General features: G+C 68.1%; 13 protein-coding genes. 6 read left to right on the plus strand and 7 right to left on the minus strand.

From position 1 onward, the window contains the following. The first annotated feature begins 8 nt into the window (after positions 1-8). The 3 genes from ACIG5A_RS00065 (at position 9) to ACIG5A_RS00075 (ending at position 2804) form a co-directional block, all read left to right on the plus strand. A complete protein-coding gene (locus ACIG5A_RS00065; RefSeq protein WP_397235942.1) occupies positions 9-1250 on the plus strand; it encodes an FAD-dependent oxidoreductase in 1242 nt (413 codons plus the stop codon). A 42-nt stretch (positions 1251-1292) separates the two neighbouring features. Beyond that, entirely contained in the window at positions 1293-2327 is a 1035-nt protein-coding gene (locus tag ACIG5A_RS00070) for a hypothetical protein (protein ID WP_397235944.1), read from the plus strand. Between the two features lie 213 nt (positions 2328-2540). Beyond that, positions 2541-2804 (plus strand): hypothetical protein, encoded by a 264-nt coding sequence (locus ACIG5A_RS00075; protein WP_397235946.1) that lies wholly within the window; start codon positions 2541-2543, stop codon positions 2802-2804. A gap of 74 nt (positions 2805-2878) precedes the next feature. On the opposite strand, the gene ACIG5A_RS00080 is transcribed toward ACIG5A_RS00075, so the two are convergent. Further along, on the minus strand, positions 2879-3967 hold the full coding sequence (locus ACIG5A_RS00080; RefSeq protein WP_397235948.1) for a mechanosensitive ion channel family protein: 1089 nt from the start codon (positions 3965-3967) through the stop codon (positions 2879-2881). 93 nt (positions 3968-4060) lie between these two features. After that, complete coding sequence (locus ACIG5A_RS00085; RefSeq protein WP_397235950.1) at positions 4061-5035, minus strand: zinc-binding alcohol dehydrogenase family protein; 975 nt, start codon at positions 5033-5035, stop codon at positions 4061-4063. Between the two features lie 61 nt (positions 5036-5096). On the opposite strand from ACIG5A_RS00085, the gene ACIG5A_RS00090 reads away from it, so the two are divergent. Continuing rightward, positions 5097-5693: a TetR/AcrR family transcriptional regulator gene (locus ACIG5A_RS00090; RefSeq protein WP_397235952.1), complete on the plus strand. Its 597-nt coding sequence runs from the start codon at positions 5097-5099 to the stop codon at positions 5691-5693. Between the two features lie 13 nt (positions 5694-5706). Here the strand turns inward: ACIG5A_RS00090 and ACIG5A_RS00095 are convergent, their stop codons facing one another. The 5 genes from ACIG5A_RS00095 to ACIG5A_RS00115 all read right to left on the minus strand — a co-directional run bounded on the left by ACIG5A_RS00095 (position 5707) and on the right by ACIG5A_RS00115 (position 9926). Then, a complete protein-coding gene (locus ACIG5A_RS00095; RefSeq protein WP_397235954.1) occupies positions 5707-6420 on the minus strand; it encodes an HD domain-containing protein in 714 nt (237 codons plus the stop codon). 123 nt (positions 6421-6543) lie between these two features. Next, positions 6544-7425, minus strand: a complete 882-nt coding sequence (locus ACIG5A_RS00100; RefSeq protein WP_397235956.1) for an aldo/keto reductase — start codon at positions 7423-7425, stop codon at positions 6544-6546. Positions 7426-7516: 91 nt separating this feature from the next. Next, positions 7517-7966 carry an SgcJ/EcaC family oxidoreductase gene (locus ACIG5A_RS00105; RefSeq protein WP_397235958.1) on the minus strand — a complete coding sequence of 150 codons (450 nt, stop codon included), beginning with the start codon at positions 7964-7966 and terminating at the stop codon, positions 7517-7519. Between the two features lie 88 nt (positions 7967-8054). Next, complete coding sequence (locus ACIG5A_RS00110) at positions 8055-9158, minus strand: mechanosensitive ion channel family protein (RefSeq protein WP_397235960.1); 1104 nt, start codon at positions 9156-9158, stop codon at positions 8055-8057. Positions 9159-9299: 141 nt separating this feature from the next. Further along, positions 9300-9926, minus strand: a complete 627-nt coding sequence (locus tag ACIG5A_RS00115; protein ID WP_397235962.1) for an alpha-ketoglutarate-dependent dioxygenase AlkB — start codon at positions 9924-9926, stop codon at positions 9300-9302. Positions 9927-10259: 333 nt separating this feature from the next. Between ACIG5A_RS00115 and pyrR the strand changes: the two genes are divergently transcribed. Both pyrR and ACIG5A_RS00125 read left to right on the plus strand, forming a co-directional pair. Continuing rightward, entirely contained in the window at positions 10260-10889 is a 630-nt protein-coding gene (pyrR, locus tag ACIG5A_RS00120; RefSeq protein ID WP_397235964.1) for a bifunctional pyr operon transcriptional regulator/uracil phosphoribosyltransferase PyrR, read from the plus strand. A 76-nt stretch (positions 10890-10965) separates the two neighbouring features. Beyond that, on the plus strand, positions 10966-11925 hold the full coding sequence (locus ACIG5A_RS00125) for an aspartate carbamoyltransferase catalytic subunit (protein ID WP_397235966.1): 960 nt from the start codon (positions 10966-10968) through the stop codon (positions 11923-11925). Positions 11926-11953 lie beyond the last annotated feature (28 nt).

An 11953-nucleotide genomic window follows, 5' to 3' on the forward strand; every position in this document is an offset into this window, starting at 1 on the left:
ACAGTCGGATGGAAAGCACAACTTGTCTGGTGGTCGGCGGCGGCCCGGCCGGCATGATCGCGGGACTGCTGCTCGCGCGCGCCGGAATCGATGTCATGGTGCTGGAGAAGCACAAGGATTTCCTGCGCGACTTCCGCGGTGACACAGTGCATCCCACCACCCTCGATCTGCTCGACGAACTCGGGCTCGGCACCGAATTCGCGAAACTCCCGGCAACCAGGCTCGATTCGATCCAGTTCGCGATCAACGGCTCGGTGCAGCGGTTGTTCACACTGAAACACCTGCCGGGCAAGCACAAGTACATCGCCATGGTGCCGCAGTGGGATCTGCTCGATCTGCTCGCGCGCAGTGCCGAACAGGAGCCGACCTTCCGGCTGCGAATGAATACCGAAGCGACGGACGTGGTCTGGTCCGAAGGACGGGTGGTCGGCGTCGCCTACCGGACCACCGACGGCCAGGCGGGCACCATTCGCGCCGACGTCACCATCGCCTGCGACGGCCGCGATTCGGCGCTGCGCTCGGCGGTCGGTCTGGCGTCGCGCAGCTGGCCGACGCCGATGGATGTGTGGTGGTTCCGCTTGCCGCGCACCGGGATCGACCCGCACGGCGCCGTCCCGCTGGTCAGCGCGAACCGGGCCGGTGTCATGCTCGATCGCGGCGACTACTGGCAGGTTGCCACCCTGATCGCCAAGGGCAGCGACGAGGTGGCCAGGCGCGGCCCGGTCGGCGATATCGTGCGCAGCATGGTCGCCGTCGCCCCCTGGCTCGGCGACCGCGTCGACGCGCTGACCAGCTGGGAGGAGGTCAAGCTGCTCGATGTGAAACTGGATCGCCTGGACAAGTGGTACACCGACGGCCTGCTCTGCATCGGCGACGCCGCGCACGCCATGTCGCCGGTCGGCGGCGTCGGCATCAATCTCGCCGTGCAGGACGCGGTGGCCGCCGCGAGAATCCTTGCCACGCCGCTGCGTTCGGGCACCGCCGGCCCCGCGGATCTGGCCAGGGTGCAGCGCAGGCGCATCTTCCCGACGGTGGTGACCCAGGGCATGCAGCGATTCCTGCACGCCAGGGTGATCGAGCCCGCGGTGGCGGGCCGCATCAATGTCGCCAACCGCGATCGCACGCCGCTCACGGTCCGCATCGTGCGCAATATCCCCGTCGTCCGCAGTATCCCGCCATTCCTGGTGGCGCGCGGCGCACTGCCGGAGCACGCGCCCGGATTCGCCCGTCGCCCCAACGATTCGGTGTGAATTCGCCGACCGGTCCGCATTGTTCGTGGTTACAGTAATCGCGTGAACAACTCCCGCAAGATCGAATTCGATGACCTTGCGCAGGTATTGACGTGGCGGACAACGGAATACGACACGCTGACGGCGCTACGCGCCGAATACGCGGAAAGCTTGCGTATCGCCATGGGGCGATTCCTGGACGAGCTGACCGCCATCGAACCGCGCAGCGCCGAACCACTTCTCACGGTGCTCGACAGCACCGGGGATGATCGGTTGATTTCGATACTCACCACCCCGGCGACGAGTTGCCGATTGATCACGCGGCGGTATTCGAGGGAGGAGGTGCGGGCGCATCTGCTTGCCGAAATCACCGCGCCGGGTGCGCGCACTCGAGTGGGTTACCTCGGTGTAGTGATCGGCCGGATTCCGGTATTCCGCGATCCGGACAACGCGCCGATGCGGCCGGTCGCGGAGCGGATCGATCGCGTGTTCACCGGAATCGCCACGCGCAGTGCGGCTCCGGTGCACTACCTCCCGATGGTCGTGCGGGAACTGTGGTTGCGGGCCGATCGGGTGCGCACCGGCTTTCTCTCCAATTCGCCGCGCGGGTTCGTCGGCCGTGCGGTGCTGACCAACCCGGATCTCGGCATCGTCGACGACGTGATCGTGGCCGAGGCCGTCATCCACGAGGCCACCCATGGTCTCCTCGGGATGAGCGAGGCGGTGGGGCTGGTCGCCGGAACACCATGGCTGCGCCGTGCGATGCCGGACGACGGGCGGTGCCGGGTCGTCTCGCCGTGGACGGGCAGGGGACTCGATCTGCCGACCTACCTGCATGCCTGTTTCGTGTGGTGGGGGCTGCTGCACCTGTGGGCCGGTCTGCTCGGCACCGGTCTGTTCGACGAATGTCGAGTCCGTGGCAGGTTACGCAGGGCGGCGGCGGGTTTCGTGGACGGTGCGGTGGCCGCCCGGCTGGCCGAGTGCCGCGAGGTCGTCGATCCCGCGTTGCTGCGCTGTCTCGAGCGGATGAGCGAACGGGCGCTCGGCCTGCTCGCCGATATGGAGTCCAGCCCGTATACCGACCGCGCGGCGCAGTGACGCCGCTGTCGCGCGCAGGGCCCTCTCGAGTGCGCAAGATCCCAAAGCTACTGTGGCGCACCTTAATTCGAGCCTAAGATTTGTGACTTTCGATCATGAACATGCCGGACGGTTCGTACGCTCTTCCCACCAGTGCGGGTAGGCCGATCGCAGGCAGTCGCCGACCGATCGGCATCTGGTTTCGACTACCCCTCAGGGAGATAGGAAAGATCAATGCGCATACGTGCAGCAGTCATGGGTTTCGGCATCGCGATCGTCGCGCTCACCGGACTCTCCGCGCCGGCTCAGGCCGATACGCGGATCGCGGTGCAGAACGGCACGGAGTTCACGGCCGCGACGACAACCTATGGCTGGTACCGGACCTACGGCCAGTGCGTCGACGCGGGCCAGCAGCTGGTCCGCGAACACGCCATTCGTAACTTCAGCTGCGACTACGACGCCGGGCACTCGCCGTCCTACCAGCTCAAGGGCTGGTGAGACGAACCGGTGAGATGAATCGGCTGGGCCCGCGCGGTCCAGCCGATTCGGGGAGGCCAGCCGATTCGGGGAAGCTAGGCGTCCTCGTAGTCGGGCTCCGGCTCCTCGTCCCTGGTCCTGATCGGAATCTCCACCGACGGACCGGGTTCCGGCTCCGCGGCCAGGCCCGAACGGCGCAGGCCGTCCAGCGCGATATGTTCCTTGCGGTATCGGGGATGCAGCTGTTTGATGAATTCGCTGGCGAGCGCGTCGCGGTCGGCGAACGTGCGGGTGCGCAGCACGACCTGGAAGCCGATGTGATCGCCGAACGTGTGAAAGCGCAGCAGCGGATCATGTTCGGGCACCGCCGTTTCCGTGGCGCAGGTGACCGTGCGCGCTACCTCGAGCGTGACCCGCTCGACCACCTCGAGGTCGTTGTAGCACGCGACCGAGACCTCCACCGGCACCTCGGTGTCCTGCGCGGGCCGGTTGTAGTTGGTCAGAATGGCGTCCGCGAACTTGGCATTCGGCACCACGACCAGATTGCCCGGCGCCTCCCTGATGGTGGTGTTGCGCCAGTTCACATCGTGCAGCCAGCCCTGCTGGCCGCTGTCGAGCCGGATGAAATCGCCGGGCTGCGCCATCTTCGACGCCAGGATGTGCATGCCGGCGAAGATGTTCGCGAGCGTGCCCTGGAGCGCGAGGGCGATCGCGAGACCGCCGATGCCGAGCGCGCCGAGCAGCGGGGTGATCTCGATGCCGATGCTGCTCAACGTGATCAGGATGCCGATCGCGAAGACCGCGACCCTGGTGATGGTCGCGAACAGGCTCGCCGAGCCGCCGATGCCGCTGACCGCGAGCACCACCGAGGTGATGATATCCGCGGCCAGCCTGGCCACCGCGAAGGTGACCGCGATGACCAGCGCCGCCGTCAGCGTATTGCGCGCCACCTGTGGCGCGATGGGCAGATGCGAGGGTATCGAGATCGCGATGAGCAGCCCGGTCAGCGAGACCACCGGCACCGAGAGGTCACGCCCGAGCCGTAGCGTGAGCTGCCGGAACGATCGTGACCGTTCCTCGGACCGCGCGCCGAGCCGGTCGAAGAGCCTGCGCAGCGCGAATCCGGCGACCGGAGCGATGACGATGACTGCGGCGGCGGCACCCCACATCAGCGGCTGGTTCACTCGAAGCATGGTGGCAGCAAACGATAGTTCCGGTGCCCCTTTCCGCACTGCGGCGGTGCGATTGTCCTCCTGTCCGCTCCGCGATCGTGCCTGCTAGAGCTCGGGCCGCAAGATGACCCGACCGACCGGAACGCGATCGTCGACCAATCGATGCGCGCGCGACGCCTGATCCAGCGGCAGCACCGAATCGATCAGCGGCGCAAGGTGACCGGCGGCGGCGCGGCCCAGCGCCTCGCCGCGTGCGGCGGCGACCGTGCCGAGCCAGGCCGGGCCCGCGCAGCCGATCAGTGTCAGCCCGCGCGGGATCAGATCGGTGGCGGAGACCTGCGCCGGTGCGCCGGAAAGGAAGCCGTAGCCGAGCATCCGGCCGTGCAGCGGCGTCATCGCGTCGAGCAGTCCGTGTGCCGTCGTGCCGCCGATCGAATCGAAGACCACGTCCACCGTCGCGCCGCCGAGTTGTTCGCGCAGCCGGTCGGGCCAGTGCGGATCACGGTGATCGATGACCTCGTCCGCGCCGAGTTTGCGTGCCAGCGCGGCCTTTTCGGGACCGCCCGCGGTCGCGATCACCCTGGCGGCGCCGCTGCCCTTCGCCAGCTGGGTCAGCGCGCTGCCGACACCCGTCGCGGCGGCTTCGATCAGCACCGTCTCGGTGCCGGTGAGCCGCGCCCGCGCCAGCAGTGGCAGCGCCACCGATCCGCTCATCAGCACCGCCGCGGCGTCCGCGGTCGTCAGCCCGTCGGGGATCAGGGTCGCGGAAGCCGCTGGTGCGCACACCAATTCGGCGTAGGCGCCGAGTCCCATGGTGTTCACCACGACTCGCTGCCCGACGAGCGCCGCCGCGGTCTCCACCCCGGCCTCGACCACAACACCGGCCGCTTGAAACCCGAACACCGCGGGCAATTCGACGCCGATCGAGAACTCGCCCGCCCGCAGCCTGGTTTCCGGGTACAGCACCGGAATCGCCTCGGCGCGAACGACGATCTCGCCGGGGCCCGGCCGCGGCGCGGCTACATCGCGGGGGACCAGCACCTCGGGTCCACCGACGGCCGTCATTACGATTGCTTGCATTACCAACTCCATAAGTTGACTAGCGGTCCAGATATCCGAACGATATGGACCGTCAGTCAACTTGTCAACGAAAGCGGGTGCGATGGTCGACGGGCGGCCGAGGGAACGGGCGGATGCCGCGCGCAACCGGCGCGCCATCCTGGACGCGACGCGCGCGCTGCTGATCGAACACGGCGCCGAGACGGTCACCATGGACATGGTCGCCGCCGCGGCCGGGGTGGGGAAGGGCACCATCTTCCACCGCTTCGGCAGCCGCGCGGGTCTACTGCACGAGCTGATCGGTGAGCGCGCCGTCGAGCTGATGGCGGCCATCACGGACGGGCCGCCGCCGTTGGGGCCCGGTGCGCCCGCGGGCGAACGGCTACGCGCCTACTTCGAGGCGATGACCATGCTCGTGGTCGACAATGTCGAGCTCGTCGTTGCCTACCATGCGATTCCGCCGCATCCGCGCCGCTCGGAATTCCACGCCTTCTGGGCCGCGCATATCGCCGCGATGCTGCGCGAGGCGCGGCCAGGCCTCGACGCGGAGACCGTGGGGCAGCTGCTGCTCGCGCCGCTCGGTGGTGAGCTGGTGCCGATGATGGTGCGCGCCGGGGAGACCGAGCGTCTGCTGGCCGGGATTCGCGAGATGGTGGATTCGGTGCTGCGGACTCCGTGAACGAAGGCCGCGGTCAGTCCGCGGACAGGATTGCGGCGAAACGCTGGTCGGCGCTGTCGAGTTGGTCGAGGATGTGCTGTTTGACGTGTGCGGCCAGCGGCGTGTCCTGCCGGTTGACGAGCTCGCGGTACACATCGGTGAGCGGGCGGTACTTGTTGGCGAGCTTCTGCATCGCCGGACCGTCGGCGTAGAGGATGCCGACGCCGTTGTCGGTGAAGTCGGACAGCTTGACCACGCGGGCCAGCGGTGCGCGATCCAGGCTGGCCGCGACGTGCTCGCGGTACTGGACATGCCGATCGATCGCCGGATCGGGCTCCGGATTGGTCACGGCGGCAACGATTTCCGCTACTCGCCCGCCGAACCGCTCGGCGAGCTCGGTGAGTGCGGCGTCGGTCGGCGAGCCGGGGCGATCGCCCGCCAGCTCGGGCGCGTGGTCCTCGACCGAATCGTGGAGGAGCCCGGCCGCGACCAGGTCCGGGTCGCGGACCTCGTAGTGGCTGACGATGCGAATCGCCACGCGCAGTAGGTGATTCAGGTAGGGCTCGCGGCCGTACCGGTCGTCGCGATGGAGTTCGGTGGCCAGTTCCAGCGCCTGGGTCAGCCGGTCGGACTCGGGTAGCTCCGCTATCTCCAGCAGTAGTCGCTCACGCAATCCGGTCTCGCCGTATACCTCGCTGATCGTGTGCAGCGGCATTACGGCCAAGACGCCCGCCCCGGGGTTACTCATGCCCCTCAATCTATCGGTGCGATACCGCGCCGCGACGTGTGGTGTGCGCCGCGCCACATCGCTGCCGCGCCCCGCCGGGCAGCGTCGCCGGAATGCGGTGCGGCGCTGCCCGTTTCGGCGGGGTCAGCCCTGCGCCGCGCCGATGGCGGAGAGCCGCTCGAACTGCTGGTCGGACAGCTGGATGTCCACGGCGGCGAGATTCTCCGCCAGATGGTCGAGCGAGGTGGTGCCCGGAATCGGCAGCACCGTAGGCGATCTGCGCAGCAGCCAGGCCAGCGCGGTCTGCGCCGGGGTCGCGCCGAGTTCGCGGGCGACCGCCGCCACCGGACCGTCCTGGCCCGCGTGCGCGCCCGCCGCGACCGGGAAGAACGGAATGAACGCGATACCGCGCTCGGCCGCGTAGTCGACGACCGCGTCGTGTCCGCGCTCGGCCAGGTTGTACATGTTCTGCACGCTGGCGATCGGCGCGATCCGCTCGGCCTCGCGCAACTGCTCGACCGTCACCTCGGACAGTCCGATGTGGCGGACCTTGCCCTCCTCGCGCAGTTGCTGCAACGCCCCGATCTGATCGGCGAGCGGCACCGTCGGGTCGAGGCGATGCAGCTGCAGCAGATCGATCCGGTCCACCTTCAGGCGGCGCAGGCTCAGCTCGGCCTGCTGGCGCAGGTAGGCCGGATGCCCGATCGGTACCCACTCGGTGGGCGACGGCCTGGTGACACCGATCTTGGTGGCGATCACCAGATCGTCGCGGTACGGGTGCAGCGCCTCGGCGATCAGCTCCTCGTTCTCGCCGAGCGCATAGGAATCGGCGGTGTCGATGAGGTCGGCGCCGAGTTCGACCGCGCGGCGCAGCACGGCCGTCGCGGCCGCCCGGTCGACGGGCGCGCGCCAGATGTGGCCCATGCCCTGGTCGTGTCCCGGCTCCGGCGCTGCGGCCAAACGCATTGCGCCGTAACCGATTCGGCTCACCGTGCGATCGCCACCGAGTGTGAACGAGCTACCCATCTACCCTGCTCCTTCGAACCGAACCGAACCGAATTCCAGCATGGTCGAACCTCGGGTCGCGGTGCGGTATTCCCAGTGCCGGGGGCAGTGCTCATTCCGCCTTGGGCACCAAGGTGTTCTGCCTGGCCACCGCCCACCAGCGGCCGTTCTCCTTGATCAGCACATACAGGGCGACCATCGAATGATCGATGTCGATCAGCGCACCGTCGGCGGTGGTGGCGCGGGCCACCTTGTGTGCGAGCGCGATATCGGGGCGCAGGAACGTGATGTCGGTGACGTCGTAGCGGACGTACTGATCCTTCATGAAACCGGCGAGCGCCTGCCTGCTGGTCTCCAGCAGTGCGTCGCGGCCGAGGATCAGGGCGCCGACCGCATTGCCGACCTGGGCGTTCGCGGCGAAGTCCGCGGCCATCAGCTCGGGATCGTTGGTGTTCACGGCGGTCTGCACGTTGGCGATGATCTGTTCGATCGCGGCGATATCGGCGGTGTGGTCGACGGTGGTGTCGGTGATGGTCGGCGCCTGGCCGGTTGCTGTGCTCATGACTACGCAGTCTTGTACCTCAATATACGTTGAGGTCAACATCGCGCCGAGTCGGCTCGGTCACACGAAAGGCGTTGGCACGGTCCGGTTATCGCGGAACGGCAGGGGGAGCGGTCTCGTCCAGCGGCAGGTCGGCGCCGAGCGCGTCGAACGGGGTGATGATGTGGCCGTTGGACAATCCGCTCAGCTCCAGCGTGCGGATCGGGTAGGGGATGGTGATGTTCTCCAGCTGGAAGCGCTCGTGTAGCCGCTTCATGAACTCACTGACCAGCAGGTACTGATCGGAGAAGTGGCGAGTCCACAGGATGACCCGGAAGTTGATACTGGATTCGCCGAAGGTGTGGAAGCGGACCCGTGGCTCGGCGCTCGGCACGCCGACGTCCAATTCGGACATCACCTGAGCTCCGACATCCAGTGCGACGCGCTCGACATGTTCCAGATCGCTGCGGTAGCTCACCCCGCACTCCACCACCACCGCCATGCTCTGCTCGGGCTGGTGGTAGTTGGTCAGGATGGCGTCGGCGAATTTGGCATTCGGCACGATCACGTAGTTGCCGGGGATCTCGCGCAAAGTCGTGTTGCGCCAGCTGATGTCGTTGATCCAGCCGGACTCGCCACTGTCGAGCTTCACGAAATCGCCCGGCTGCACCATCTTCGAGGCCAGGATGTGGATGCCCGCGAACAGGTTCGCCAGCGTGCCCTGTAGCGCGAGCGCGACGGCCAAACCGCCGATGCCCAAGGCGCCGAGCAGTGGCGCGATCTGAATTCCCAAGCTGCCCAGCGTGATCAGGATGCCGATGCCGAACACCAGCACGCGGGTGATGGTGGCGAACAGGCTCACCGAACCGGTGGCGCCGGTGACGGCGAGCACCACCGAGCCGATGATGTCGGCCGCGATCCTGGACACCGCGTAGGAGATGACGATGATCAGCGCGACCAGCAGCGCATTGTGCGCGGCCTGGGCGCCGATCGGCAGTGCGCCCGGTAGCGACAGTGCGATCATCAGGCCGATCAGCGCGGCCACCGGGACGGCGAGATCGTGCAGGAGCCGCAGGCTGATCGCCCGCATCGAGCGCGGCCCGTCCGAGCCGCGCCTGCTGATTTTTTTCAGGAATCTTCGCAAGGCGACACCGGTCAGCGGTCCGGCGATTACCACGGCTCCGGCTATGGCCAGCAAAATCGGCTTGTCCACGCGCGCTTTCCTCCCGGCGGGGGTCGAGGAGACAGCAGGTGCACAGATAACAAACCAGCGGGTCGGAATTCTAGTCGCGCCGAAGCCGCCCGGCGGGGAAAATTGCACAGACTGCCATTCGACGGCGAGTCCGCGGGTCGGTCAGCGCACGCCGCGGGTGCGGAACTGGATGCTGATGCGCGGCCCGGCCGGTTTGCGGGTCTTCGGTACCGCGTGCTCCCAGCTGCGCTGGCACGATCCGCCCATCACCAGCAGATCGCCGTGCCCGACCTGGTAGCGAATGCTCTCCCCGCCGCCGCGCGGCCGCAGCAGCAGCGCGCGCGGAGCGCCGACCGACACGATCGCCACCATGGTGTCGTGCGTCGCGCCCCGCCCGCTCGTATCCCCGTGCCAGGCCACGCTGTCGCGCCCGTCCCGGTAATAACACAGCCCGGCCGTCCGGAACGGCTCGCCGAGCTCGCGCAGGTAATGCGCGCTCAGTGCCGTCCGGGCCTCGTCGAGCGTGGAATCCGGCAACGCCTCGTGCTCCTCGTAAAAACACAGCAGCCGGGGCACGTCGACAACCCGGTCGTACATCGGCCGCCGCTCGGCCTGCCACGGCACCCCATCGACCAGCCGGTCGAACAACTCATCGGCCCCCGACAACCATCCCGGTAGTACGTCCACCCACGCCCCGTGCGTCAGCGTCGTGCGCCGGATCTCGTCCAGCGACCCGAGCCCGGATTCGCCGAGCCCGTCGAGCAGCGATCCCTGCAGTGGTGTCGGCATGCGCCCGAATGTACCGCTACTCGAACATATGTGCTAGCGGGTTCCGGTCGGCGTGTCCTGATCGCCGCGGTAGCGATCCGGCACGGCTCGACGATCGTGCACTACGACGCCGGCTTCGAGCATCTTGCGGGCGTCTCGGAACTCCGGCACGAATGGGTCGCGGCTCGGGGGAGTATCGACCGACGCGCGTCACGTGCGCCCGATCACACGCGTTTCGTGGGCTGCCTCACAGCCTGATATCCCAGGTGAAGGCCCGATATGGACCGCTGTTACGCTGCTGCTCGTAAGGCATCCTTTAACGGACCGTCCGGTGAGGCGGGGAAGGAGGTCGGCATGGCTGTGCCCGAGGACAGGGCCGCCAAGTCCGCCGAGACATCGCAGCGGCACACCCCGGAGTGGGTGGCGCAAGGCCGGGAGTTGCTCTCGCCCTCCGATGTGGGCCGGACCATCGCGCGTATGGCGCATCAGATCATCGAGAAGACCGCGCTGGATTCGGGCGAACCGGATGTGCCGCGGGTGGTGCTGATCGGCATCCCGACCCGGGGCACCACGCTCGCCGCGCGGCTCACCGACAAGATCGAGGAATTCTCCGGCGTCCGTCCCGCGCTCGGTTCGCTCGACATCACCCTGTACCGCGACGACCTGCGCAGCCGTCCGCACCGCCCGCTCGAGCGCACCTCGGTGCCCGAGGGCGGTATCGAGGACGCGCTGGTGGTGCTCGTCGACGACGTCCTGTTCTCCGGCCGCACCGTCCGCTCCGCGCTGGACGGCCTGCGCGATCTGGGCCGCCCGCGCGCCGTGCAGCTCGCGGTGCTCATCGACCGCGGCCACCGCGAACTGCCGATCCGCGCCGACTACGTCGGCAAGAACGTGCCGACCTCGCGCTCCGAGGACATCTCCGTCCTGCTGACCGAACACGACGGCCGCGACGGCGTCTACCTGCATCAGGAGGTCGATGAATGAGCGAGCGGAGCGAGGGAACCATCAACACAGCGGCCTTGTGCCGAACGGCGGAGCCGAGCGCCAGCGAGGTGGAGTCGTGAGGCACCTCCTGACGGTCGCCGACCTGAATCGCGATGCCGCCACGGAGCTGCTCGACGAGGCCGAACGCTTCGAGCAGGCACTGCTCGGCCGCGAGGTGAAGAAGCTGCCGACGCTGCGCGGCCGCACCGTGATGACGGTGTTCTACGAGAACTCCACCCGCACCAGGGTGTCGTTCGAGGTCGCGGGTAAGTGGATGAGCGCCGACGTGATCAACGTCAGCGCGAGCAGCTCCTCGGTATCCAAGGGCGAATCGCTGCGCGACACCGCGCTCACCCTGCACGCCGCGGGCGCGGACGCGCTGATCGTGCGGCACCCGGCTTCCGGTGCGGCACACCAGATCGCGCGCTGGATGGATGCCTGGGCGATCGAGTCCGGCCGCACCGGCGGCCCGGCCATCATCAACGCGGGCGACGGCACGCACGAGCATCCGACGCAGGCACTGCTCGACGCGCTCACCCTGCGCCAGCGCCTCGGCGATATCGCGGGCAAGCGCATCCTGATCGTCGGCGACATCCTGCACAGCCGGGTCGCCCGCTCGAATGTCTTCCTGCTCGCCACGCTCGGCGCCGAGGTGGTGCTTGTCGCGCCGCGCACACTGCTGCCGGTGGGTGTCGAGGCATGGCCCGCGCGCATCGCGCGGTCGCTGGACGCCGAATTGCCCGGCGCCGACGCGGTACTCATGCTGCGCGTGCAGGCCGAGCGGATGAACGGCGGCTTCTTCCCTTCGGCGCGCGAGTACTCCATCAACTTCGGCCTGTCCGAGCGCAGGATGGCGCTGCTCGACGAGCACGCGGTGGTCCTGCATCCCGGCCCGATGCTGCGCGGGATGGAGATCGCCTCCGCCGTCGCCGATTCGCCGAAATCCGCGATCCTGCAACAGGTGACGAACGGCGTGCACATGCGCATGGCCGTGCTGTTCCGCCTGCTGGTCGGGGCGCAGGAGGCGATCGCATGACCGAGTCAGGGCACGGAGGAGGCAGCTT

Source organism: Nocardia sp. NPDC052566 (genome assembly GCF_044547285.1).
Taxonomy (GTDB): Bacteria; Actinomycetota; Actinomycetes; order Mycobacteriales; family Mycobacteriaceae; genus Nocardia.

Bases quoted from the DNA above. Each gene is read 5' to 3' on its own strand.
- ACIG5A_RS00095 (WP_397235954.1), bottom strand. From the start codon at position 6,420: ATGAGTAACCCCGGGGCGGGCGTCTTGGCCGTAATGCCGCTGCACACG.
- ACIG5A_RS00075 (WP_397235946.1), top strand. From the start codon at position 2,541: ATGCGCATACGTGCAGCAGTCATGGGTTTCGGCATCGCGATCGTCGCG.
- ACIG5A_RS00105 (WP_397235958.1), bottom strand. From the start codon at position 7,966: ATGAGCACAGCAACCGGCCAGGCGCCGACCATCACCGACACCACCGTC.
- ACIG5A_RS00100 (WP_397235956.1), bottom strand. From the start codon at position 7,425: ATGGGTAGCTCGTTCACACTCGGTGGCGATCGCACGGTGAGCCGAATC.
- ACIG5A_RS00065 (WP_397235942.1), top strand. From the start codon at position 9: ATGGAAAGCACAACTTGTCTGGTGGTCGGCGGCGGCCCGGCCGGCATG.
- ACIG5A_RS00115 (WP_397235962.1), bottom strand. From the start codon at position 9,926: ATGCCGACACCACTGCAGGGATCGCTGCTCGACGGGCTCGGCGAATCC.
- pyrR (WP_397235964.1), top strand. From the start codon at position 10,260: ATGGCTGTGCCCGAGGACAGGGCCGCCAAGTCCGCCGAGACATCGCAG.
- ACIG5A_RS00085 (WP_397235950.1), bottom strand. From the start codon at position 5,035: ATGCAAGCAATCGTAATGACGGCCGTCGGTGGACCCGAGGTGCTGGTC.